At 73.5% G+C, this 23,975-nt stretch carries 20 protein-coding genes; 6 read left to right on the top strand and 14 right to left on the bottom strand.

Going from position 1 to position 23,975, the window contains the following annotated elements; genetic code table 11:
- The 3 genes from CG740_RS28960 to CG740_RS28950 form a co-directional block, all read right to left on the bottom strand.
- A partial coding sequence (locus CG740_RS28960; protein ID WP_159030425.1) for a helix-turn-helix domain-containing protein occupies positions 1-395 on the bottom strand: 395 nt, incomplete at its 3' end.
- A gap of 212 nt (positions 396-607) precedes the next feature.
- Positions 608-1,273, bottom strand: a complete 666-nt coding sequence (locus CG740_RS28955; protein WP_100578210.1) for a response regulator — start codon at positions 1,271-1,273, stop codon at positions 608-610.
- A complete protein-coding gene (locus CG740_RS28950; protein WP_100578209.1) occupies positions 1,270-2,436 on the bottom strand; it encodes a sensor histidine kinase in 1,167 nt (388 codons plus the stop codon). Before CG740_RS28950 ends, CG740_RS28955 begins: the two co-directional genes overlap by 4 nt.
- 266 nt (positions 2,437-2,702) lie before the next feature.
- Between CG740_RS28950 and CG740_RS28945 the strand changes: the two genes are divergently transcribed.
- Positions 2,703-3,071 (top strand): peptidoglycan-binding domain-containing protein, encoded by a 369-nt coding sequence (locus CG740_RS28945; RefSeq protein ID WP_100578208.1) that lies wholly within the window; start codon positions 2,703-2,705, stop codon positions 3,069-3,071.
- A 68-nt stretch (positions 3,072-3,139) separates the two neighbouring features.
- On the opposite strand, the gene CG740_RS28940 is transcribed toward CG740_RS28945, so the two are convergent.
- Together CG740_RS28940 and CG740_RS28935 are read right to left on the bottom strand one after the other, a co-directional pair.
- Positions 3,140-3,628 carry a DUF3017 domain-containing protein gene (locus tag CG740_RS28940; RefSeq protein WP_100578207.1) on the bottom strand — a complete coding sequence of 163 codons (489 nt, stop codon included), beginning with the start codon at positions 3,626-3,628 and terminating at the stop codon, positions 3,140-3,142.
- A 17-nt stretch (positions 3,629-3,645) separates the two neighbouring features.
- Positions 3,646-4,503 carry a bifunctional methylenetetrahydrofolate dehydrogenase/methenyltetrahydrofolate cyclohydrolase gene (locus CG740_RS28935; protein WP_100578206.1) on the bottom strand — a complete coding sequence of 286 codons (858 nt, stop codon included), beginning with the start codon at positions 4,501-4,503 and terminating at the stop codon, positions 3,646-3,648.
- Between the two features lie 206 nt (positions 4,504-4,709).
- Between CG740_RS28935 and CG740_RS28930 the strand changes: the two genes are divergently transcribed.
- Positions 4,710-5,462, top strand: a complete 753-nt coding sequence (locus CG740_RS28930) for an RDD family protein (RefSeq protein ID WP_100578205.1) — start codon at positions 4,710-4,712, stop codon at positions 5,460-5,462.
- 121 nt (positions 5,463-5,583) lie between these two features.
- On the opposite strand, the gene purH is transcribed toward CG740_RS28930, so the two are convergent.
- On the bottom strand, positions 5,584-7,218 hold the full coding sequence (gene purH / locus CG740_RS28925; RefSeq protein WP_100578204.1) for a bifunctional phosphoribosylaminoimidazolecarboxamide formyltransferase/IMP cyclohydrolase: 1,635 nt from the start codon (positions 7,216-7,218) through the stop codon (positions 5,584-5,586).
- Complete coding sequence (purN, locus tag CG740_RS28920) at positions 7,145-7,777, bottom strand: phosphoribosylglycinamide formyltransferase (protein ID WP_100578235.1); 633 nt, start codon at positions 7,775-7,777, stop codon at positions 7,145-7,147. The genes purH and purN overlap by 74 nt, the downstream gene beginning before the upstream one ends.
- A gap of 302 nt (positions 7,778-8,079) precedes the next feature.
- On the opposite strand from purN, the gene CG740_RS28915 reads away from it, so the two are divergent.
- Positions 8,080-8,874 (top strand): hypothetical protein, encoded by a 795-nt coding sequence (locus CG740_RS28915; RefSeq protein WP_100578203.1) that lies wholly within the window; start codon positions 8,080-8,082, stop codon positions 8,872-8,874.
- 108 nt (positions 8,875-8,982) lie between these two features.
- Here CG740_RS28915 and CG740_RS28910 read toward each other — a convergent pair whose 3' ends face one another.
- Entirely contained in the window at positions 8,983-10,806 is a 1,824-nt protein-coding gene (locus CG740_RS28910) for a cell division protein PerM (protein ID WP_100578234.1), read from the bottom strand.
- Between the two features lie 173 nt (positions 10,807-10,979).
- On the opposite strand from CG740_RS28910, the gene CG740_RS28905 reads away from it, so the two are divergent.
- Positions 10,980-12,383, top strand: a complete 1,404-nt coding sequence (locus CG740_RS28905) for a transcriptional regulator (protein ID WP_100578202.1) — start codon at positions 10,980-10,982, stop codon at positions 12,381-12,383.
- A gap of 109 nt (positions 12,384-12,492) precedes the next feature.
- Here the strand turns inward: CG740_RS28905 and sucD are convergent, their stop codons facing one another.
- The 5 genes from sucD to CG740_RS28880 all read right to left on the bottom strand — a co-directional run bounded on the left by sucD (position 12,493) and on the right by CG740_RS28880 (position 19,503).
- Positions 12,493-13,377, bottom strand: coding sequence for a succinate--CoA ligase subunit alpha (gene sucD / locus CG740_RS28900; RefSeq protein ID WP_100578201.1), 885 nt, complete (start codon positions 13,375-13,377; stop codon positions 12,493-12,495).
- Positions 13,378-13,399: 22 nt separating this feature from the next.
- Positions 13,400-14,578, bottom strand: coding sequence for an ADP-forming succinate--CoA ligase subunit beta (gene sucC / locus CG740_RS28895; RefSeq protein ID WP_100578200.1), 1,179 nt, complete (start codon positions 14,576-14,578; stop codon positions 13,400-13,402).
- 232 nt (positions 14,579-14,810) lie between these two features.
- Complete coding sequence (locus CG740_RS28890) at positions 14,811-15,977, bottom strand: VWA domain-containing protein (RefSeq protein ID WP_100578199.1); 1,167 nt, start codon at positions 15,975-15,977, stop codon at positions 14,811-14,813.
- The gene (locus tag CG740_RS28885) at positions 15,974-18,370 is read right to left on the bottom strand and encodes a DUF5682 family protein (RefSeq protein ID WP_234376526.1); all 2,397 of its coding nucleotides are present in this window, start codon (positions 18,368-18,370) and stop codon (positions 15,974-15,976) included. The genes CG740_RS28890 and CG740_RS28885 overlap by 4 nt, the downstream gene beginning before the upstream one ends.
- Positions 18,367-19,503 carry an ATP-binding protein gene (locus tag CG740_RS28880; protein WP_100578198.1) on the bottom strand — a complete coding sequence of 379 codons (1,137 nt, stop codon included), beginning with the start codon at positions 19,501-19,503 and terminating at the stop codon, positions 18,367-18,369. The genes CG740_RS28885 and CG740_RS28880 overlap by 4 nt, the downstream gene beginning before the upstream one ends.
- 138 nt (positions 19,504-19,641) lie before the next feature.
- Between CG740_RS28880 and CG740_RS28875 the strand changes: the two genes are divergently transcribed.
- Together CG740_RS28875 and CG740_RS28870 are read left to right on the top strand one after the other, a co-directional pair.
- Positions 19,642-20,994 carry an SWIM zinc finger family protein gene (locus CG740_RS28875; RefSeq protein ID WP_100578233.1) on the top strand — a complete coding sequence of 451 codons (1,353 nt, stop codon included), beginning with the start codon at positions 19,642-19,644 and terminating at the stop codon, positions 20,992-20,994.
- Between the two features lie 178 nt (positions 20,995-21,172).
- Entirely contained in the window at positions 21,173-22,801 is a 1,629-nt protein-coding gene (locus tag CG740_RS28870) for a DUF5691 domain-containing protein (protein WP_199846604.1), read from the top strand.
- A 501-nt stretch (positions 22,802-23,302) separates the two neighbouring features.
- Here the strand turns inward: CG740_RS28870 and CG740_RS28865 are convergent.
- On the bottom strand, positions 23,303-23,716 hold the full coding sequence (locus tag CG740_RS28865) for a cobalamin B12-binding domain-containing protein (RefSeq protein ID WP_100578231.1): 414 nt from the start codon (positions 23,714-23,716) through the stop codon (positions 23,303-23,305).
- Between the last annotated feature and the right edge of the window lie 259 nt (positions 23,717-23,975).

Here is a 23,975-nt window from a genome sequence, read left to right as displayed (position 1 = left end):
GGGCGCCGCTCGGCGGCCCCCTCGTCCGCCGGCGGCCCGGCCGGGCGGGCGGGCCCGGACGCGCCGGGCGCGGTCCGCGCCCGGTCCGCCCGCGCGGCCTCCGTCATGCGCTCGTGGCGCTGCTCCGAGCGGCTCCAGGCCCGCTCGGCCAGCTCCCACATGGTGGTCAGGTGGACGGGGCTCGTGCCGGTGACCTCGGCGAGCGCGAGGACGGCGGCCTTGGGGGCGAGGAGGCGGCCGGCGAGATAGCGCTCCCACGAGGTCCTGCTGTAGCCGGTGCGCTCGGCGACCGCGGCGACGCTGAGCCCGCTGCGGTCCACCAGCCTGCGCAGCTGGCTCGCGAACTCCCTGACCTGCGGGTCGAGTTCGTCCGGCAGCGCCTTCCAGCGAGGCATCGCTTCCCCCTCCGTCCGTCGCCACCCCAGGGATGCACGGGCCCCAGGATGTCAGGTCCCGCAGTGGAGCGCACCGGGACGAACACAGTGGTCAGAGGCGGCGGCGGAGGGCCGTCCAGAGGCGGCGCCGAGGTCGGGAGCCGGAGGTCGGGAGCCGGAGGTCGGGAGCCGGAGGTCGGGGGCGGGGGTCGGGTTCGGGGGCAGGCCGGGGGTCAGGTTCGGGGGCCGCCCGGGGTGACCAGGCCGCTCTCGTACGCCACCACCACCGCCTGGGCCCGGCTGCCCAGGTCCAGTTTGCTCATGGCCCGGTTGAGGTGGGTCTTGACGGTGGCCTCGCTGATGAACAGCTGATCGGCGATCTCCAGGTTCGACAGGCCGCGGGCGGTGAGCCGGAGCACCTCGGTCTCACGGGCGGTGAGCACGCCGAGTTCGACGGCCTGCCCCGCCTCGGGCCGTCGGGCGAACGCCTCGACCAGACGCCGGGTGACGCTCGGCGCGAAGAGCCCGTCGCCGCCGCCGACCGCGGCGATCGCCGCGAGCAGCCGCTCCGGCCCGGAGTCCTTCAGGAGGAACCCGGCGGCCCCGGCGCGCAGCGCGTCGTACACGTACTCGTCGAGGTCGAAGGTGGTCAGGATCAGGATGCGGGGTGCGGGGTCCGGGGCCCCGGCGAGGATCCGAGCGGTGGCCTCGATGCCGGTCATGCCGGGCATCCGGACGTCCATGAGGATCACGTCGGGCCGGGTCGCGGCGGCCTGGCGCACCGCTTCGGCGCCGTCACCCGCCTCGCCCACCACCTCGAACCCGGGCGCGGCCCGCAGCAGCCCGACCAGGCCGGCCCGGATGAGGAACTGGTCGTCGACGACGAGCACCCTGATCATCCCGATGCGTCTTCTTCCCCCGAGAGCGCCCCGGCGGAGGTCGGCAGGGTCAGGGTCACGGCGAACCCGCCTTCGCTCCGCGGGCCGATACTGATCGACCCGCCGTAGAGCTTGGCCCGCTCCCGCATGCCAATCAAGCCGTGCCCGCCGCCCGTGCGCACTCTGTCCTGAATCGCGCCTTGGCGCCGGGGCTCGTCGCGCCCATTGATGACGGAAACGGCCAACTGGTGTGCCTCGTACCGCAGTTGCACCTCGGCCCGGCTGTCCGGCGCGTGCTTCAGTACGTTGGTGAGGGCCTCCTGCACCACGCGGTAGGCGCACAGCTCGACGCCCGGGGCCAGCGGGCGCGGGGCGCCGAGGGTGCGCAGGGTGACGTCGACGCCGCCGCCCCGGACCCGCTCCACCAGCTCAGCCACCCGGGCGAGGCCGGGCATCGGGGCCGCAGGGGCGGTGTCCTCGGCCTCGCGCAGCACCCGGAGCATCCGGCGCAGCTCCTCCAGGGCCTCGGCGCTGGTGCCGGAGATGGTGGAGAGCGCGGCCCGGGCGGTGGCGGGATCGCTGCTGAAGACGAACCCGGCGAGACCGGCCTGCACGGAGATCACCGACATGTGGTGGGCCACCACGTCGTGCAACTCCCTTGCTATCCGGCCGCGTTCGGCCGCCACCTCGCGCCGGGCCCGTTCGGCCTGTTCCCGCCGCAGCTGGCGGGTGAGCTCGGTGGAGCGGCGGGCCAGCACCCCGAAGCGGACCAGGACCAGCGGATAGACCAGGGCCTCGGCGACGACGGACGCCATCTCCGCGCGCGGGCTCGCCACGCCCGCGTACACCCAGGCCCCCGCCATGACGAAGCCGCACAGCACCGCCGTCCGCAGCCGGCACAGGGACGCGACCGTGTACAGCGCCAGCATCGGGCCGAAGGTGCCCACGACGGGCCAGTAGCCGCCGGCCACGTACACCACGAAGGCCAGATGGGACCAGAGCAGCACCACGAGCGGCGCCCGGACGCGGAACGCGAGCGGCAGCCCGGCCAGGACGGCCGTCGCGTAGCCCCAGCCGTCGAGCGGGCTCCAGCCCTGCCGCGCCGACTCCTGGCCGAGCACCACGGAGACACAGGTCAGCACCACGGCGATGAGCGCATCGGCGAGCTGGGGGCGGATCCGCATCGTGGCAGCGTAGCCGCGCGGCCGGGAGGTGACGTCAACTGCGCGCTGTACCGCAGAAGTTGCAGGATTCACGGCGCTACCGCCTTGGTGGTGGCGGGAGTTCAACCCGGCGCGGGACGACCGGGGCGGGGCCGCGCCCGTAGCTTCTTGGCCCAGCGGCACCGCGGTTCCGGTCGACCACCACCACCGCGTGGCCGCGCAGCACGGGCCAACTCGGGGGACCCAACGGGGGGACCCGGCCCGTACCGGGAGGGAAACCAGCACCCATGAACGTACGCAAGCGTCTCGTTCTCGCCGTCACGGCGACCGCCATCGGCACCGGCCTGGCCATCGCACCCGTGGCCTCGGCCGCACCGGCCTCCGCGAGTGTCGTCGGCGCGTACGGCTGCAAGTACACCGACTCGCAGCCGGAGATCAGCAAGGGCAGCTCCGGTGCCGCGGTGAAGGAGGCCCAGTGCCTGCTCAAGCACTGGAACGTCAACATCGGCCCGTACGGCGTCGACGGCTCGTTCGGCAGCGACACCGATCACGCCGTCCGTGAGTTCCAGACCCGGGTGAAGACCATGTGTCACATGCCGGTCGACGGGATCGTCGGGCCCAAGACGTGGAGCGCCCTGAAGCACTCCGCCTGCTGATCCACCGCGACGGCGACGGCCCGCACTCACCCGGGGGAGAGTGCGGGCCGTCCGCCGTCGCGGGGGGGCTAGCGGACCGTGAAGTGGACCGCGTCCTCCAGGAACGGCACGTTCAGCCAGGGCCGGGGCTGGGCCATGAGGGAGAGCAGCACGATGGCCACACCGAGCACTCCGTACGTGGTGATGTCGGTGAACCGGGACCTGACGGCGAGCATCCCCACGGACGGCAGCGTCCAGCGCAGGGCCGCGCCCGCGATGAGGGCGGCACCGATGATGATCAGCCCGATCCGGAACGCCTGCCCGAACGGCTCGGTCGCCACTATCAGGAGCCCGAGGCCGACCGCGACCAGGACCGAGAGCAGCGGCCACTGACGGGCGGGTGCGGAGGCGTCACGCGGCGCGGCCCGGCCGCCGCCCTCCGGGCGCGCGGTGTCCCGTGTGATGGAGGGGAACCGCCGCGAACCGCCCGCGCGGGCCGGCTCCGACGGCGCGGACTCGCCCTCGGCGGACGGCTGCTCCGCGCCCTTCGACGGCTCGTGACTCGTACCAGCACCCATGCCTCAGACCTTTCCGGTCAGCGCGCGGCGGCGAGCTCGGCCGCCTCCACCACGTTGACGAGTAGTTGGGCGCGGGTCATCGGACCCACTCCGCCCGGGTTCGGCGACAGCCAGCCGGCCACCTCGGCGACGCCGGGGTGCACATCGCCGACGATCTTGCCGGTCTCGTCGCGGCTCACGCCGACGTCGAGCACGGCCGCGCCCGGCTTCACGTCCTCCGGCTTGATCAGATGCGGGACGCCGGCCGCGGCGATGACGATGTCCGCCAGCTTCAGGTGCGCCGACAGGTCACGGGTGCCGGTGTGGCACTGGGTGACCGTGGCGTTCTCGGAGCGCCGGGTGAGCAGCAGCGGCATCGAGCGCCCGATGGTGACCCCGCGTCCGACCACGACGACCTCGGCCCCGTTGATCTCCACGCCGTGCTTGCGGAGCAGCTGGATGATGCCGTACGGCGTGCAGGGCAGCGGGCCCGGCTCGTTGAGGACCAGGCGCCCGAGGTTCGTGGGGTGCAGACCGTCGGCGTCCTTCGCCGGGTCCATCAGCTCCAGGATGCGGTTCTCGTCGATGCCCTTGGGCAGCGGCAGCTGGACGATGTAGCCGGTGCAGGCGGGGTCCTCGTTCAACTCCCGTACCACCGCCTCGATCTCGTCCTGCGTCGCGGTCGCGGGCAGCTCGCGCTGGATGGAGGCGATGCCGACCTGAGCGCAGTCGCGGTGCTTGCCCGCGACGTACTTCTGGCTGCCGGGGTCCTCCCCGACCAGCACGGTTCCCAGGCCGGGGGTGACGCCCCGCTCCTTCAGGGCCGCCACACGGACGGCCAGTTCGGACTTGATCGCTGCGGCGGTGGCCTTGCCATCGAGAATCTGGGCGGTCATGTTTCCCATTCTTTCAGGGCGACGCATGATCGCCCAAGTTGCACTTGCACAACACATCCAGCAACTGGCTGGACAAACTTATGTCTTATTTAGAACGATGATCCGCGCAGTGCCGCGGGCAGTGCCGGGGGGCGGTCCGCTCATCACAGCCATTCCTCCGCTCGGGCCGCGTCGTCCCCGCAACACCCAACGGAGGAATGTCCGCCATGAGCTTCGGCGATCCGAACAACCCCTACGGGCAGCAGCCCCAGCAGCCGCCGCAGGGCGGCCCCTACGGCCAGCAGCAGGGCCAGCCCGGCTACGGCTACCCGCAGGGCCAGCAGGCCCCCCAGGGCGTCCCCCCGCAGGGGTACGGCTACCCGCAGCAGCAGGGCCAGGCCCCCGGTCAGGCGCCGGGCTACGGCTACCCGCAGGCGCCCGGCACCCTCCAGGCCAACAACGGCTACATCAACGTGCCGGTGCTCGGCACGGTCGAGGTCGCCACCATGGGCCGCCGGTTCGGCGCCCGTGTGATCGACGGGCTGATCATCGGTGCCATCTACCTCGTCCTGATGATCGCCGGTGTGTCCGGTGCGGTCGGCGCGGCCAAGAAGTGCGACGTCAACTCCGCCGACTACTCGAACTGCGTCAACAACGCGAGTTCCAGCATCGTGGGCGCCTTCTTCGGCGCCCTGCTGCTGTTCGGCGTGATCACCCTCCTCTACGAGTGGCTGATGATCTCGCTCGCGGGTGCCACCCTCGGCAAGATGGCGCTCGGCCTGAAGGTCGTCAAGGAGTCCACGGGTCAGAACCCGGGCCTCGGCGGCGGCTTCATCCGCTGGATCATCCCGATGGTCGGCGCGTTCATCTGCGGCATCGGTCAGCTCCTGGTCTACCTGTCGCCGTTCTTCGACAACTCGGGCAAGCTTCAGGGCTGGCACGACCGGGCCGCCGGCACGCTGGTGATCAAGAAGGCGTAACCGCCTCCGTCCGTGAGGACACCGGGCCGCGCTCCCCGCAGAGGGGGCGCGGCCCTTCGCGTGTCCGGGCCGCCGGCCGGGGCCGGCCGCCCTCGGTCGGCCCGCGGTCAGCCGTTCCGGGTCAGTGGAAGAAGTGGCGCGTGCCGGTGAAGTACATCGTCACGCCCGCCTTCTTCGCCGCCTCGACCACCAGCTCGTCGCGGACCGAACCGCCGGGCTGGACCACGGCCTTGACCCCGGCGTTCGCCAGGATCTCGAAGCCGTCGGGGAACGGGAAGAACGCGTCGGACGCGGCGTACGAGCCGCGCGCCCGCTCCTCGCCGGCCCGCTCCACCGCGAGCTTCGCGGAGTCGACCCGGTTGACCTGGCCCATGCCGACGCCGACCGAGGCCCCGTCCTTGGCGAGCAGGATCGCGTTGGACTTGACGGCCCGGCAGGCCACCCAGGCGAAGGCGAGTTCCTTCAACTCGGCCTCGTCCAGGGCCTCTCCGCTGGCCAGCGTCCAGTTCGCGGGGTCGTCGCCCTCGGCCTGGAAGAGGTCGGTGTGCTGGAGCACCGCGCCGCCCGAGATCGACTTGAGGTCGCCCGGCTGGTGCGGGGTGCCGGCCACCTTGAGCACCCGGATGTTCTTCTTGCGGGCCAGCACCTCGACCGCGCCGTCCTCGTAGTCCGGGGCCGCGATGACCTCGGTGAAGATCTCGGCGACCTGCTCGGCCATCGCCACGGTCACCGGCCGGTTGACGGCGATGACGCCGCCGAACGCGGACAGCGGGTCGCACTCGTGCGCCTTGCGGTGCGCGGCCGCGAGGTCCGCGTCGACCGCGATGCCGCACGGGTTGGCGTGCTTGATGATCGCGACGCAGGGGTCGTCGTGGTCGTAGGCGGCGCGGCGCGCGGCCTCGGTGTCCACGTAGTTGTTGAAGGACATCTCCTTGCCGTGCAGCTGCTCGGCGTTGGCGAGCCCGCCCGGCTGACCGTCGGTGTAGAGGGCCGCGGCCTGGTGCGGGTTCTCGCCGTAGCGCAGCGCGGACTTGCGCTCCCAGGTGGCGCCGAGGAACTCGGGCAGCGGGGCCTCGCCCTCCTCGGGCGCGTACACGTTGGTCATCCAGGACGCCACGGCCACGTCGTACGCGGCGGTGTGCTGGAAGGCCTCGGCCGCGAGCCGCTTGCGGGCGGTCAGGTCGAAGCCGCCGTTCTTGACGGCGTCGAGCACGGCCGCGTACCGCCCCGGGCTGGTGACCACGGCGACCGAGGGGTGGTTCTTGGCGGCGGCGCGGACCATCGAGGGGCCGCCGATGTCGATCTGCTCCACGCACTCGTCGGGGCTCGCGCCGGAGGCGACGGTCTCCTTGAACGGGTAGAGGTTGACCACGACGAGCTCGAAGGGCCGCACGCCCAGCTCGTCGAGCTGCGCCCGGTGGGCGTCCAGGCGCAGGTCGGCGAGGATGCCCGCGTGCACCTTGGGGTGCAGCGTCTTGACCCGCCCGTCGAGACACTCGGGGAACCCGGTGAGTTCCTCGACCTTGGTGACGGGCACCCCGGCGGCGGCGATCTTCGCGGCGGTCGACCCGGTGGACACCAGCTCGACCCCGGCCGCGTGGAGCCCTTGCGCCAGCTCCTCCAGGCCCGTCTTGTCGTAGACGCTGACCAGCGCCCGCCGGATGGGCTTGACGGTGTCCGTACTAACCGAGTTCACCGATCTGAACCTTTCGTCCCTCAATGCGGTAGCCGTTGCGGGCCAGGCGCCCCACGACATCGACGAGCAGCCGTCGCTCGACTTCCTTGATCCGCTCGTGCAGAGCGGCTTCATCGTCCTCGTCCCGGATCTCGACCACGCCCTGGGCGATGATCGGGCCGGTGTCGACGCCGTCGTCGACGAAGTGGACGGTGCACCCGGTGACCCTGGCGCCGTACGCGAGCGCGTCGCGTACGCCGTGGGCTCCGGGAAAACTGGGGAGCAGCGCGGGGTGGGTGTTGACCACCCGGCCGCCGAACCGGGCGAGGAACTCCTTGCCCACGATCTTCATGAACCCGGCCGAGACGACCAGGTCCGGTGCGTATGCCCCGGTGGCGGCGGCGAGCGCCGCGTCCCACTCCGCGCGCGAGCCGTGGTCCTTGACCCGGCAGACGAAGGTCGGGATCCCGGCCCGCTCGGCGCGCTCCAGGCCGACGATGGAATCCCGGTCGGCGCCCACGGCCACGATCTCGGCGCCGTAGCCGCCCGGATCGGCGGCGATGGCGTCGAGCAGGGCCTGGAGGTTCGTGCCCGACCCGGACACCAGCACCACCAGGCGGGCGGGACGGGCTGTCCGCACGGGCGGAGAGGCGGACGCGGAGGGGGGCGGGGAGGCCACAGCGGGGCTCTTTCTCGCGGTCGTACGTCTTTGTGTGGTCGTACGAACGAATCGCGCCCCTCGATACGGGGAACTCTACGAAAGCGCCGACCGTCAGCAACGATACCGGCACACCGGACGGCCCCCACGGGACGGGGGCCGGACCGCCAGGTAGCGTCTGGGAGGACGCCGCGAGACGAGACCTGTCTCACTTACTTGTTTGCGAGATGCGACCCCCTGGCCCGACCGGCCGGTGACGGGTCCGAGGGGAAGACGTTCACCAGATGCCGGACCGACGCCACCAGCTGTTCGCAGCCCGCCAGTCCTCCACCCCCGGCTCCCCTCGTCCGACGGACCCGGGAAGCTCGGGGCCCGAGGGCTCAGGAAGCGGCACCGGAGCGGGCTCCGACGACAATCCCTTCGCCCCGCCGGCGGAGGGCAGCCCCGACCAGCCCTGGCAGCCGCGCCGGCCGGCCTCGGGCGAGGGCGACGACCAGCAGGGCTCGCCCTGGGGCAGCCAGTGGAGCGACCAGCAGCCGGGGCGGGCGCCGGGCGGCTTCGGCCGGCGCCCCGAGCGCCCCGAGGGCGGCCCGGGCCAGAACCCGCCGCCCCCGCCCGGCCTGCGCTGGGACCCCACGGACCCGGCGCAGCGCCGCGCCCGGTACGCCCTGCTCTCCGGGATGTGGGCCTTCTTCTTCGCCCTGTTCGACATGGCGGAGATCGCGCTGCTCCTCGGCGCCCTCGGTCTGTACTGGGCGATCAGCTCGCTGCGCGCCAAGCCGAAGCCGCCCGAGGCCCCGTCCCCGGCCTCGCCCACTCCTGGTGCCTCGCAGGCGCCCCCGGCGCCCCCGGCGCCCCCGGCAGCCTCGGCTTCGGGCAGGCCGCAGGTGACGGCGGCGGTGACCGGCCTGGTCACGGCGGTCCTCGCGCTGACCGTGGTGGCGTCGAGCTTCACGATGCAGCTCGTGTACCGCGACTACTACACCTGTGTGGACGACGCCCTGACCAAGACGGGCCAGCTCTCCTGCAACGACCTCCTCCCCCACAAGCTGGTCCCGCTGTTCGGCGTGAAGGAATAGCGCCCGGCCGGGCGCGGGCGCCCAACCGGGCGATTCGGGACCGGATCTTGTGTGGGGCCGGATCTTGAGCGGGTCCGGGTCCGGGTCCGGGTCGGCTCGGGTCCGGACCTACGCGGGATCGGACCTGCGTGGGTCCGGGTCGGCGTGCGGCTCGGATTCCGGTGCGGGGCCGGGGGGCGAGCCGGGCTCGGGGGCGTGGTCGGGGTGCGGCCCGGATTCCCGTACGGGCTCCGGTACGGGGCCGGGCAGCGGGCCGAGCACCGGGCCGGGCAGCGGGCCGCCTTCCGGTACGGGTCCGGGGTCGGCCTTCGGCCGAGCGGCATCCAGCCCGCCCGGCGTCTGCGGAGCGGGGTCCGGGGCGGCGCCCGGGTTCGGGAGGGGCCAGGGCGGGGAGAGCTCCGCCCCGGCCGCCGGGATGTCCGCCATCAGCCCGCCCGAGGCCTCCTTGAGCGCGGCCCACCGGGCCTCCCGAGCCCCGTCCTCGTGCCACAGGGCACCCCCGCCGACGGGCAGGAAGTCGTACGCCTCCTCGTCGGCCGAACTGTCGCCGCCCACCGGCCCCGGCACCGGGACCGGGCCGGATCCCGGTACGGCGGCGCCCCGGCCCCGGCGGGGCCGCCACGAGAACACCCCCGCGATCCGGGCCCGCAGCGAGCGCCGGGGCACGGCCCCGCGCAGCCGCCAGGCCCGCAGCCCCACCGCCGCCGGCACCCCCACCACGGCCGCCCACAACAGCGCCGCGCCCCCGGTACGCCACCAGACAGGACCCAGCGCGGCGAGGGCCCCCGTGCCCAGCGGGCCGCCCGCCACCGCAGCGAGGCCCGCGAGCGCGCAGCCGCACAGCACCGCCCCGAGCAGCGCGGCCCGCGCGGTCCCGCGGCGCCCCCACCCCTCGGCCACGGCCGCCCGCGCGGTGAAGCGGGCCAGGACGAGACCGGCCGCGAGCGGCACCCCGGCCGCCGCCCAGTTCCACCAGGAACCGTGCCCTCCGGTCGGCACGGCGGCCAGGAGGGGGAAGTGCGGCAGGGCCGGGGTGCCGGCCACTCCGAGGGGTCCGGCCGCCGCCCCCGTGCCGACGGCGAAGCCGGGCCCGAGCCCGTACGCCGCTCCCCACACCGCCGCGTTCGGCACCAGGGCGAGGGCGAGCAGCAGCACCGCCAGGCGGCCCGACCAGTCCTCCGCGAGCCGGAGGAACGCGTCCTCGGCCATCCCGATGTGCCAGGCCAGCCCGGCGCCCGCGAGCAGCGCCCCACCGCCGAGCAGCACCGCGACGGCGGCCCCGGCGGCCCGGGCGGCCGCACTGGTGCGAACGTCCAGGAGCAGGGCCCGCACCCGCGCCGGGACGCGTTCGGGAAGGGGGCCGAGCGGGCGGCCATGGGCGGTCCAGACCCCGGCGGCGGTCGCGAGCGCCACCGTGAGCGGCAACCGCCACGCGGCGGTCAGCGGGTCGGCGGGCAGCGGACCGGCAGCCGCGTACAGCACGGTGGCCGTCGCGATCACGAGGTATCCGCAGGTCACCGCCCCGAACACGGCCCAGCCGGAGGGCAGCGGGCCGGTGGGCTCGTCCGCGTATCCCTCGCCCTCGTCCTCGTCCTCTTCGGGCATCAGCACATCGCGGGCCGCCCGGTGGGCGAGCCAGCCGGGCAGCGCCACCAGGAGCAGCGGGACCAGGCCGACCGGGGCCGGAGAGCCGGTCAGCGTCTCGGGTCTGACCAGCTGCGCCCCGTGCGCGAGCAGCCACAGCGAGGCGGCCGTGCGCAGGGCGCCGCCGGGCCCGCTGTCGGGGTAGGGGGAGCTGATCCACAGCACCATCACGAGCACGGCCAGGGCGCCGAGCCCGAGCCCCGCCGCGATCGCGCCACGCAGGAAACAGGTAGCCAGCACGGAGGGGCGCGCCTTGACGGGAAGCAACGGCAGGCTGCGCTCGGTCACTTGGGTCACCCGGCCATGCTGCCAACGACACGCGCTTTCTCCGCGTAACAGGCCAATGCCCGATGTGTCGCTCAATATACGGTTATGTACTTTTTCACCTGGGGCATTTTCCGCTGCGCCGCTCCGGGTGCAACAGCCGATACGGCCTTCGCGGGGAGCCCTGGGAGCCCTTCATGACACAGAGCACGGCCGATACCAAGGACACCGATGCCATGTCCCCCCTGCCCACTCCCAAGGAGCGGCGCCGGCTGCGCGAGGCGAAGGACCTGAGCGAGGCGCAGGTCGCTTCGGCCGTCGGCGTCACGCGGGCGACCGTACGCTCGTGGGAGACCGGCCGCACCACTCCGCGCGGGCGCAAGGGCCAGACCTACGCCCGCTTCCTCGCCACCATCGAGGCGGAACTGGCGGAACTGGCGGAGCTGGCGGACGACAGCACTGCCGATCCCGGCCCGGACGGCGGCCTCACCGAGCCCCGGGAGGCGGCCCCTCCGGATGCGGCCGAATCCGGCGGGCAGGCCGAGTCCGCCGAGCAGCCCGCCCCGCCCGCCGAGCAGAGGGCGAAGGGGCACCCGACGAAGGCCGGGCCCGAGCCCGCCGCATCGGCGCCCGTGCCGGTCCCCACCAGGGAACTCAGGCCCGTCGCAGCCGCCGGCCACGGCACACCGGCCAAGGGCGCGGCCTCCAGCGCACCCGCGGCCCCGGCCACCCTCGCCGAGGCACTGCCCGAGCAGGCCTCGGTGCCGCACAGGCTCTCCCCCGCGGAGGCGTTCGACACGCTCTACACCGCCATCGCGCCCGATCTCGCCCGGCAGACGTATCTGCTGACCGGACGCACCCGGCTCGCGCGGGAATCGGTGGAGCGGGCCTTCCACCTGGCCTGGGAGAACTGGCCCGAGGTCGCCACCGACCGGGATCCCGCGGGCTGGGTGCGGGCGGCGGCGTACGAGTACGCGATGGCCCCCTGGCATCGCTTCCGGCGCGCCCACAAGCGCCCCGACCAGCCCCCCGCCGAGCCCGAACGCAGGGCGCTGTTGGACGCGCTGCTCGATCTGCCGCCCGCCTACCGCCGCACGGTGCTGCTGTACGACGGGGTCGGGCTCGACCTGCCGGAGACCGCGGCCGAGACCGAGGCCAGCACCCCGGCGGCCGCCAACCGGGTCCTGAACGCCCGGACCGCGATCCTCGACCGGGTGCCCGCGGCGGCGGCCCGCGCCACGACCCCGCAGGCCCTCTCGGCGGACCTGCGCAAGCGCATCACCGACCTCGCGCAGGCCGGGCCGGACTCCGTCACCCGGCTGCCGTCCGCGCCGGTCGTCCGCACCGGGGGCGAGCGCCGGCGCCGGTTCTGGACCCGGGCCGCGATCGCCTTCACCACTCTGATCGTGAGCGCGACGGCCTTCACCGTGGTGACGGTGCCGCACCACCATGTGCGTCCGGTGCCGATCGGTGAACGCGTCGGCGGGGTCCCCGTCAACCACGGCCCGCAGCGGCTGACCGGCGAGGACCTCGAACTGCGCAACAAGCTGCGCACGGAACCGGCCCGCGGACCGCACCGCCTGGTCCTCGACATCCGCTGACCGCGCCCGCCCGCGCAGGACCGCGCCCGGCTACGCAGGAAGGGCCCGCACCCCTCGGGGTGCGGGCCCTTCCTGCGTACGCGTGGAGCTCAGCCCCGCGCGGCCCGGCTCAGCTGCCGAGGATGGCGCGCGCGAGCTTGGCGGTCTCGGTCGGCGTCTTGCCGACCTTGACGCCGGCGGCCTCCAGGGCCTCCTTCTTCGCCTGGGCGGTGCCGGAGGAGCCGGAGACGATGGCGCCGGCGTGGCCCATGGTCTTGCCCTCGGGCGCGGTGAAGCCCGCGACGTAGCCGACGACCGGCTTGGTGACGTTGGCCTTGATGTAGTCGGCCGCACGCTCCTCGGCGTCGCCGCCGATCTCGCCGATCATCACGATCAGGTCGGTGTCGGGGTCGGCCTCGAACGCGGCGAGCGCGTCGATGTGCGTGGTGCCGATGACCGGGTCGCCACCGATGCCGACGGCGGACGAGAAGCCGATGTCGCGCAGCTCGTACATCATCTGGTAGGTCAGCGTGCCGGACTTCGACACCAAGCCGATACGGCCCGGCTTGGTGATGTCGCCCGGGATGATGCCGGCGTTGGACTGGCCGGGGGTGATCAGACCCGGGCAGTTCGGGCCGATGATGCGGGTCTTGTTGCCCTTGGCGTTCGCGTACGCCCAGAAGGCGGCGGAGTCGTGGACCGCGATGCCCTCGGTGATGACGACGGCCAGGGGGATCTCCGCGTCGATCGCCTCGACGACGGCGGCCTTGGCGAAGGCCGGCGGCACGAAGAGGACGGAGACGTCGGCGCCCGTCTTCTCCATCGCTTCCTTGACGGAGCCGAAGACCGGGACCTCGGTGCCATCGAAGTCGACGGAGGTGCCGGCCTTGCGCGGGTTCACGCCACCGACGATGTTGGTGCCGTCGGCCAGCATGAGCTTGGTGTGCTTCATGCCCGTGGCGCCGGTCATGCCCTGGACGATGACCTTGCTGTCCTTGGTGAGGAAGATAGCCATGGTGGTGTCTTAACCTCTTCCCTTACTTCGCAGCCGCGAGCTCGGCGGCCTTGTCGGCCGCGCCGTCCATGGTGTCCACGCGCTGCACGAGCGGGTGGTTGGCGTCGCTGAGGATCTTGCGACCCAGCTCCGCGTTGTTGCCGTCGAGGCGGACGACCAGCGGCTTGGTGACCTCTTCGCCCTTCTCGGCGAGCAGGGCCAGCGCCTGGATGATGCCGTTGGCGACCTCGTCGCAGGCGGTGATGCCACCGAAGACGTTGACGAACACGGACTTGACGTCCGCGTCGCCGAGGATGATCTCCAGGCCGTTCGCCATCACCTGGGCGGACGCGCCGCCGCCGATGTCGAGGAAGTTGGCCGGCTTCACGCCGCCATGGTTCTCACCGGCGTACGCGACGACGTCCAGGGTGCTCATGACGAGACCCGCGCCGTTGCCGATGATGCCGACCTCGCCGTCGAGCTTCACGTAGTTGAGGTTCTTGGCCTTGGCGGCGGCCTCAAGGGGGTTGGCCGCGGCCTTGTCCTCAAGGGCCTCGTGGTCGGGCTGGCGGAACTCGGCGTTCTCGTCCAGCGAGACCTTGCCGTCGAGGGCCAGGATGCGGCCGTCCTTGGTCTTCACCAGCGGGTTGACCTCGACGAGGAGCGCGTCCTCGGCGACGAAGGTCTTCCACAGGGTCACCATCGCCTCGGCGACGCCCTCGGCCACCTCGGCCGGGAACTTCGCCTGGGCCACGATCTCGCGGGCCTTCTCGATGTCCACGCCGTCCACGGCGTTGACCGGGACCTTCGCGAGGGCCTCGGGGGTCTTCTCCGCGACCTCCTCGATGTCCATGCCGCCCTGCACCGACGCCATGGCGAGGAAGGTGCGGTTGGTGCGGTCGAGGAGGTACGAGACGTAGTACTCGGCCTCGATCTCCGGGGACAGCTCGGCGATCATCACCTTGTGGACCGTGTGGCCCTTGATGTCCATGCCGAGGATGTCCGTCGCGCGGGCGACGGCCTCGTCCGGCGTGGCGGCCAGCTTCACGCCGCCGGCCTTGCCGCGGCCGCCGACCTTCACCTGCGCCTTGACGACCGACTTGCCGCCGAGACGCTCAGTGGCCTCGCGCGCCGCCTCAGGCGTGTCGATCACTTCACCGGCCAGCACCGGTACACCGTGCTTGGCGAAGAGGTCCCTCGCCTGGTACTCGAACAGGTCCACGCGCGTCCGTCCCTTTTCAGTGGTATCGCGGTTCCGTTGTCTGCTGGGCGTGCCGCGAAGGGCAACGTGACGGCGCTGTCACTGAGGGAGGCGTACACGGTGTCCGAGTACGCGGCATGTCCGTCTCGCAGGTTATCTCCGCAGGACGTAGGTCCCTAAATCAGGGATCACACCTGGGCGGTGATACCTGTCACAGATCACCTGCTCAGCGTGCGTCGCCGTATGACCTCCCTCACGCCTCGGGTATCGGCAGCGGCCGCCGTTCGATCGCCGCGGCCATCACCTCGGGGAAGAGGTCCGGGGTGCAGGCGAAGGCCGGGGCGCCCAGTGCGGCGAGCGCGGCGGCATGGTCGCGGTCGTAGGCCGGGGCGCCCTCGTCGGAGAGCGCGAGCAGGGCCACGAACTGGACCCCGGACGCCTTCATCGCGGCGACCCGCTTCAGCATCTCGGCCCGTATCCCGCCCTCGTAAAGATCACTGATCAGAACGACCACCGTGTCGGCAGGACGGGTGATCTGCGACTGGCAGTACGCGAGCGCCCGGTTGATGTCGGTGCCGCCGCCGAGCTGGGTGCCGAACAGGACGTCGACGGGGTCGTCGAGCTGGTCGGTGAGGTCCACGACGGCGGTGTCGAAGACGACCAGGCGGGTCGCGATCGAGCGCATCGAGGCGAGGACCGCGCCGAACACCGAGGCGTAGACGACGGAGGCGGCCATCGAGCCGGACTGGTCGATGCACAGCACGACGTCCTTCTTCACGCCCCGCGCCGCCCGCCCGTATCCGACGAGCCGTTCGGGCACGACGGTGCGGTACTCGGGCAGGTAGTTCTTGAGGTTGGCCCTGATCGTGCGGTCCCAGTCGATGTCCCGGTGACGGGGCCGGCTGATGCGGGTGCTGCGGTCGAGGGCGCCGGTGAGGGTGGCCCGGGTGCGGGTGGCGAGCCGCTTCTCCAGATCCTCGACGACCTTGCGGACCACGGCGCGCGCGGTCTCCCGGGTGGTCTCGGGCATCACCTTGTTCAGCGAGAGCAGCGTGCCGACCAGGTGCACGTCGGCCTCGACGGCCTCCAGCATCTCCGGCTCCAGGAGCAGCGCGGCGAGCCCGAGCCGCTCGATGGCGTCGCGCTGCATGACCTGCACGACCGAGCTCGGGAAGTACGTACGGATGTCGCCGAGCCAGCGCGCGACGGACGGCGCCGACGCCCCGAGCCCGGCCGCGCGGTCCTTGCTCCCGCCCTTGGCGCCGTTCCGGCCGCCGTAGAGCGCGGTGAGCGCGCCGTCCATGGCCGCGTCCTGCCCGGTGAGGGCGCGGCCGGTCCCCTCGGCGCCGGGCTCCCCGCCGAGCACCAGGCGCCAGCGCCGCAGGCGCTCGTCATCACTTGGTCGCGTGCTGGTCGTCACTTGCCCACCTCCACAAGGTCGTTGGGATCGTCGAGGATGCCGGGTGCGCCAAGTTCGTCCGTTCCGTTCGGGTCTGCGGGTCTTCTCGGGTCTACGGGCCGTGCCGGGTCGTCGGTGTCGCCGGGCCCGTCCGGGCCGAGCAACAGGGCCAGCAGCGGCAGTACGGCGTCGGCACGGGCCGCGTCGAGGGCCGTGCCGAATCCGGGGGCGGACGCCTCGCCGGGTCCGGTCCGCACGGCGGGACCGCGCCGCACCAGCTCGCCCAAGGTGCGCCGCACGCCCGCCTCGTACGCGGCGAACGTCCGCCGCAGCAACGGCAGTACGTCGGTGAAGGCCTCCGGTGCCACGCTCGTGAGCCAGCCGTCGACGAGGTCGCGCAGCCGCTCGTCGTGGACCAGGAGCATGCCGCCGCCGGACGCGCCGCCGACGAACCCCTCGATCCAGGCGGCCGCGTCGGCCGGGGCGGTGCCCGGCGAGAGCGCGAGGCCCATGTGGCGGGCCGCGTCCTCGCTCCCGATCCGGCCGTCGTCGAGCAGCAGCCGCACCGCACGGCCGCGCAGCACGCCGGGCACGGTCTCGCGCGAGGCGAGCCTGCCGAGCACCGCGGACCAGCGCTCGCGCAGGCCGTCCGGGCCGGCGCCGGCCGGATCGGCGAGCAGCCCGATCGCGCTGTGCACGGCGTCCACATGGGTGCGCATCTCGGCGGCGCCGTCCGCGTCGAGGGCCGCGCAGGCGGGCGGCAGGCCGACACAGATGCGCTCGGCCAGGCCTGCCGCGACCTCGGCGAGACCGGCGGTCGTGGTGCCGCGTACGTCTCCGTAGCGCAGCGTGCGGGCGAGGGCGGGCAGCGCCTGGGCGAGGTGGGCGACGTCCGTGTCGAGCGCGGCCCGGTCGGCGAGCGCGCGCATCACCACCGGCAGCGCGTCCGGCAGTTCGGCCAGCAGACAGCGCTCGGCCAGCGCCGTGATCGCCCCGAGCGCGCTCGCGGCGGCCGCCTCCGACTCGGCCTTCGCGGTGGCGGCGCCCAGCACGGTGGTGCCCCACACCCCGGCCTCGGCGACCCGCACCGACAGCTCGGGCTCCCAGCGCAGCCGCCAGTTCTCCCGGAAGGTGCCGGTGGAACGGGCCCGGGTCTGCTCTCCCCAGCCGATGCCGAGCAGGCTCAGCCGGTGCAGCAGCCTGCTGCGCCCCGCGTCGGTCTCCTTGCGGAGATCAAGCTCCAACTCCCGCTCCAGCGCCTCCGGTTTGAGCCGCAGGGTGCGCTGGGTCCGTACGAGATCGCGCTGGAGCGGGACGGCGGGCGCCGCGTCGGGCACCTCGCCGAGCACGTCCCCCACGATCAGCCGGTCCTGGATCAGGCCGAGCGGGACGTCGGAGCCCTCACACATCACGGCCCGTACGGCGTCGGTGGTCTCGGCGAGACCGGGCAGCGGACGTCCGCGCATCGCGGCGAGCGTCCCGGCGAGCCGGACCGCCTCGATGACGTGGGCGGACGAGATCTGGCGGTCCTCCGCGCGCAGCAGCCCGGCCACCTTGGTCATCCAGCGCTCGACCGGCCGGTCGGCCGCGGCGAACAGGTGCCCGTACCAGCCCGGTGAGGCGATGCCCGCGCCGTAGCCGCTGCGCCGGGCGAGCCTGCGGTGCGTCCAGGGCACCCAGGTCAGCTCCGTCCTGACCTTGGGCAGTCCCTTGAGCAGCGCGCGGTCGGCGGCCACGGTGAACTTCCCGGCGAGCGCGGGCACATGCCAGGCACCGCAGACGACGGCGACCTCATTGCCGAACTCCCTTGTGGTGGCGCGCAGTTGCTGCCGCATATGGGCCTCGCGGATCAGATCCCGCGGATGGCCGCCGTCCCCGTACGTCTCGCGCAGTACGGCCATGGCCTCGGCGAGCGCGGCGAACGGCGCACGCGGGTCCGCGGCCGCGCCCCGGTGCTCGACGACGTCCTCCCACCAGCGCTCCGGGTCGTCGTACCCGGCGGCCTCGGCGAGCGCCCCGATGGGGTCGACCCGCGGCCCGGCGTCCTCCTGCGCGGGCTCCTCCGCCGCGGCCAGCGAGTGGGCGGCGGGCAGGTCGATGAAGCGGACCCGCGCGCCATGGTCCAGGGCCCAGCGGATCGCCACCCACTCGGGCGAGAACTCGGCCATCGGCCAGAACGCGGCCCGCCCCGGGTCGTCCACGACATGGGCGAGCAGCGCGACCGGTGGCCGCATGGCCTCGTCGGCGGCGAGGGCCAGCAGGGCGTCGCCCTCGGGCGGCCCCTCGATGAGCACGGCAGCGGGCCGGGCGGCGTCCAGTGCGGCCCGCACCGCACGCGCCGAGCCGGGGCCGTGGTGGCGCACCCCGAGCAGCAACGGCCCCCCGGTGGCGTGCGTCGCGGCCGGCGCCGTCATACGGACACCTCGCGGCAGGCGCGGTAGAAGTCCTTCCAGCCGTCCCGCTCGCGGACGACCGTCTCCAGGTACTCCTGCCAGATGACGCGGTCCGCCGCCGGGTCGCGCACCACCGCGCCGAGGATTCCGGCGGCCACGTCGCCCGCCCTGAGCACCCCGTCGCCGAAGTGCGCGGCGAGGGCTAGGCCGCCGGTCACCACGGAGATCGCCTCGGCCGTGGAGAGCGTCCCCGAAGGGGACTTGAGCTTGGTGCGGCCGTCCGTGGTCACCCCGTCGCGCAGCTCGCGGAAGACGGTGACGACGCGGTGGATCTCCGCCATGCCGTCGGGCACCGCGGGCAGGTCGAGGGAGCGGCCGAGCTGGTCGACCCGGCGCGACACGATGTCGACCTCCGCCTCGGCGGTCGCCGGCAGCGGCAGGACCACCGTGTTGAAGCGGCGGCGCAGCGCGCTGGACAGCTCGTTCACCCCGCGGTCGCGGTCGTTCGCGGTGGCGATCAGGTTGAAGCCCCGCACGGCCTGGGTCTCGGCACCCAACTCCGGGATGGGCAGCGTCTTCTCGGACAGGATCGTGATCAGGGTGTCCTGCACATCGGCCGGGATGCGCGTCAGCTCCTCGACCCGGGCGGTCATGCCCTGCGCCATGGCCCGCATGACCGGGCTGGGCACGAGCGCGGCCCGGCTCGGGCCGTTGGCCAGCAGTTGCGCGTAGTTCCAGCCGTAGCGGATGGCCTCCTCCGGGGTGCCGGCGGTGCCCTGCACCAGGAGGGTCGAGTCGCCGCTGACCGCGGCCGCGAGGTGCTCCGAGACCCAGGTCTTGGCGGTGCCGGGGACGCCGAGCAGGAGCAGCGCGCGGTCGGTGGCCAGGGTGGTGACCGCGACCTCGACGATGCGCCGGGGGCCGACGTACTTCGGCGTGATCACGGTGCCGTCGGGCAGCGTGCCGCCGAGGAGGTAGGTGGCGACCGCCCAGGGCGAGAGCCGCCAACGGGCCGGACGCGGGCGGTCGTCCGCCGCGGCGAGCGCCGCCAGCTCGTCCGCGAAGGCCTGCTCGGCGTGCGGCCGCAGGGCCTCTTCCGTCGCGGTCTCCGCGCGGGATTCGGTGGGTACGGACTCGATTTCGGACATGGTCATGGCTCCCCCTCCAGGTCGCATCAGACGTTCGACCGGCTTGTGGTCTCCACCGTGCACCACGCCACTGACAATCACCCGTCGACCGGCCATCTCCGCAGGTCAGAGCGATTGTCAGTGGGCGCACGTACCTTCGATGACATGACTCAGCAGGGGGTGCGCTGGACGGCGGATCAGGTGCTCGCACTGGCGCCTGACGATGCGTCACGCAAGGCGGGAAGCAGGCTCGGCACGGCCGGGCCGTGGTCGGAGAGCGGGTGCGACGGGACGGGGGCGGTGTGGGGCCTGTGCAAGGGCAGCGGCAGCAAGCCGTACCAGGCGGTGATCGACACAACTGGCCCGGCGTACAAGTGCAGTTGCCCGAGCCGGAAGTTCCCGTGCAAGCACACGGTGGGACTGCTGCTGCTCTGGTCGGCGGACGAACAGGCCGTGCCGGCCACCGGGGCGCCGCCGGACTGGGCCGAGCAGTGGCTGAAGGGCAGGCGGGCGCGCGCGACGAAGGCCGAGTCCGGTCCAACTGACGGAGAATCGGGCCCGGTTGATGTGGAGGCGGCTCGGCGCCGGGCCGAGAAGCGGGCGGAGCGGGTCAGCGCCGGGGCCGCCGAGCTGGAGCAGCGCCTGGCCGACTTGCTGCGCGGCGGGATCGCGGCGGCCGAGCGCCCCGGGTACGGCCTGTGGGAGGAGACGGCCGCCCGCATGGTCGACGCGCAAGCGCCCGGACTTGCCTCTCTGGTAAGGGAGTTGGGTGCGATACCGGGCTCCGGCCCGGGTTGGCCGATGCGGCTCCTGGAGGAGTGCGCTCTGCTGCACCTCCTCGACCGGGCCTGGCTCGGCCGGGCCGAGCTGCCGGAGCCGTTGGCCGCCACGGTCCGCTCCCGCGTCGGGGTGCCCGCCGCCCCGCGGGGCCCCGCGCTACGCGACCGCTGGCAGGTCCTCGCCCAGTACGACACGGCCGACGCGAAGCTGACCACCCGCCGCATCTGGCTGTACGGCAGGGAGTCGCACCGCTCGGCGCTGGTCCTGGACTTCGGGGCGGCGGGCCGGGCTCCCGGCACAGCACTGCCGGTGGGCCTGACGATCGACGCCGACCTGACGCCGTACCCCGGCGCGGGACAACTGCGGGCGGCCCTGGGTGAGCGGTACGGGACCGGGCCCGCGCCCGACGGCCCGCCCCCGGGCGGCACGGCGACCGAGGCGGTCGAGCGGTACGGGCGGGCGCTCCTGGACGACCCCTGGCTGGAGTCGTACCCGACGACGTTGACCGCGGCGATACCGACGCCCCCGAAGGAGGGCGACGACCACTGGCAACTGGCCGACTTCGACGACGAGTTGGCCCTCCCCGTGACACCGGGCACGGCACGCTCCGCCCTGTGGAGGCTGGCGGCGATGTCCGGGGGCGCCCCGGTGACGGTCTTCGGCGAATGCGGCCACCGGGGCTTCACCCCACTGACCGCTTGGCCGCGGGGATCGACGGAGGCGGTGGCCCTGACGTGAGCGGACTGCGGGCGACGAGCCGATACGGAACGGGTGGGTGCGGGATGGCCCGGGTGGGGACGGTGGCGGTGGCGGTGCGGGTGGGGCCCGCGCGGGGACGGGTGAGGACCGGGCCGGCGGTGCGAACGGGTGCCGTACAGGGGGCGGACCAGGACATCAGCGGTACGGAGGGGGTTCGATGACCAGCACGACTAGGGGGGCAACCAGCGTGGAGACGGGCGGCGCGGGGCCCGGGGTTGAGGCCGGGGCCTGGGAGGAGTTGGTGACCACTGCGCTGCTCGGTACCGATCGGCGGCCGGGGGCCGGGGGGCCCGGGGAGCTGCTCGATGCCGCCGCCGCGCAGACCCTGCGGCGCAGGGCGGGGCTCGTTCCGGCGGCTGCGGGGGTGCGCCCACCGGACGCCCCGCCGGACGACCGGCCCGCGCTGCCCGAAGCGGCGCGGCGGCGCTTGGCGTTGCTCCTCGCCGACCGTTCGGCGCCCGCGCATGCCGGGGGCCGGCGCGGGAGCGCGCCCGACCTGGGAGAACTGCTTCCCCAATGGCTGGCCCTGGCCAATGAGCGCGGTCTGCGCGCACCGGCCGAGCTGCTGCCCACCCTGCTCGACGCGGCCCGGGCCCGCACGGATCTGCGACCCCAGGCGCTGGCCTTCGCGGGCCCGCGGGGACTGTGGCTGGCCCGGCTCAACCCGGAGTGGCGCTTCGCCCAGCGCGGGGCGTCGGGCGGGTCGGTACTGCCGGAGCCCGGGGACACCCCTGCCGTCCAACTCCTTTGGGAAGAGGGCCTGTTCGCCGAGCGGGTGGCCCTGCTCGAAGCGGTGCGGGCGTACGACGCGCAGGCGGGGCGGGCGCTGCTCGCCACGACCTGGTCGACCGAACGGGCCGAGGACCGGCTGATGTTCCTGGACTCGCTGCGCGACCGGCTCTCGGCCGCGGACGAACCGTTCCTGGAACAGGCGCTCGCCGACCGCAGCCGCAATGTGCGGGCGACCGCGGCGGAGCTGCTCTCCGCGTTGCCCGGTTCGGCGCTCGCGGGGCGGATGGCCGAGCGTGCGGCGTCCTGCGTGTCCCTGGACCGTACCGGCGAGGTGGCGACGATCTCGGTGGAGGCGCCGCACGAGTGCGATGCGGCGATGCAGCGGGACGGGGTCGCGCCGCGCCCTCCGGCCGGGCGGGGTGAACGGTCCTGGTGGCTCGGCCAGTTGGTCGAGGCGACGCCGCTCGCCACGTGGCCGCGGCGGCTCGGCGGGCGTCCGGTCTCCGAACTCGTGGCGCTGCCCGTAGCCGACGACTGGGGCGACGAGCTGCACGCGGCGTGGTGCCGGGCGGCCGTGCGACAGCGGGACGCGGAGTGGGCGCGGGCTCTGCTCGGCGCGCCGTCCGCGCCGCCGGGCGAGGGCGCGGGGACGGCGTCGCTGGCCGAGCGGGCCAAGCTCCTGTCCATCCTCGCGGAGCCCGAACGGGCGGACTGGGTGGCTCGGTTCATATCCGCGCACGGCTTGTCGGAGGCGTTCCAACTGCTCGGCGTGTGTGTGGTGCCGTGGGCGGGGGCGCTGGGGCGGGCGGTCGTGGACGCGCTGGAGATCGCGCGGGACGCGGGAAGCTACCCCTGGAGCTTCAGCGGGGTGATGGGCCTGGCCGAGCGCTGCCTCGACCCTGCGGAGTCGCCCCGCCTGGAGGCGCTGACGGCTACGCCGCCGGAGCGGGAGGGGGCGTCGCCGGGGGCGGGGGGTTACTGGGCCGAGGCCTTCCAGCGCCTCGTCGCCACGCTGCGCCTGAGAGCCACGCTGCGAGCGGAACTGTCCCCTTAACGGGGACCCCCTCCGCGCCCCGAAGCCCGGGCCCACCCAGCCGCCGAGCGCGGGGCTCCCCCTCGGGCCCATCCCGTCCGCAGCCCGTGCGTAGCTGGCCGCGCAGTTCCCCGCGCCCCCTGGCCCTGCTTTCGGCTGTGGGCCGTGCGTGGCCGTTCGCGCAGTTCCCCGCGCCCCTGTAAGCGACCCGGCGCCTCCCCGGTCGCGCCCACCGCGGCGGAGCCGCGCACATGTCACAGCCCCGCGCCCCTGTAGGCGGCCCGGCATCTCCCCAGTCGCGCCCACCGCGGCGAAGCCGCGCACATGTCACAGCCCCGCGCCCCTGTAGGTGGCCCCGAATGCCTCGGTACGGGCCAGCGCAGCCATCCTCAGCCCGTCCGGCGTTTGAGGACGAGCGCCCTTAAGGCGCGAACGGGGTCTGGGGCGGAGCCCCAGGGGAAACCGGAACCAACCAACCCCGGGCAACGGGCGGGAGGGTGGGCAAACCGCCCCCCAAAGAACCTACGCCCCCGCCGGCTGCCGCACATTCGCATTGACCCAGGTCACAATGGACGCCGTCGTCGCCCCGGGAGTGAAGATCTCCGCAACCCCGAGCTGCTTCAGCGGCGGAATGTCCGCCTCCGGAATGATGCCCCCACCAAACACCTTGATGTCCTCCGCATCCCGCTCCTTCAGGAGCTCCAGCACCTTCGCGAACAAGGTGTTGTGCGCCCCGGACAGGATGGAGAGCCCGATCGCATCGGCGTCCTCCTGGATCGCGGTGTCGACGATCTGCTCGGGCGTCTGGTGCAGCCCGGTGTAGATGACCTCCATGCCGGCGTCACGCAGCGCCCGCGCGATGACCTTGGCCCCGCGATCGTGACCGTCGAGCCCCGGCTTGGCCACCACCACGCGGATCGGACCAGTTACACCCATCACTGCCTCCACATGTCCCACCTGCGCACCCCGCGCCAAAGAGCCGGGGAAGTGAACGAACGTTATCGACAGCATCCCGCAACCCGCCGTTTCACGGTGGAGAGGGAGGGGGAAATCACACGTGGGACACGTTCGTTTTGCACCGTACCCGCATCAGTCGGCCCCCCTGCCCCGGCCGGAGGGCCCTCGCCACCGTGTGGGCACGGTCGCAAGGGGAGCCGCTACGAAGGCGCCGCACCACCGTGCTGCCAGCCGCGCA

The sequence above is a fragment of the Streptomyces sp. CB01201 genome (assembly GCF_002803085.1).
GTDB classification, from domain to species: domain Bacteria; phylum Actinomycetota; class Actinomycetes; order Streptomycetales; family Streptomycetaceae; genus Streptomyces; species Streptomyces hundungensis.
The sequence above is the reverse complement of the archived record's forward strand: the minus strand, read 5'-3'. Positions and strand labels throughout refer to the sequence as shown.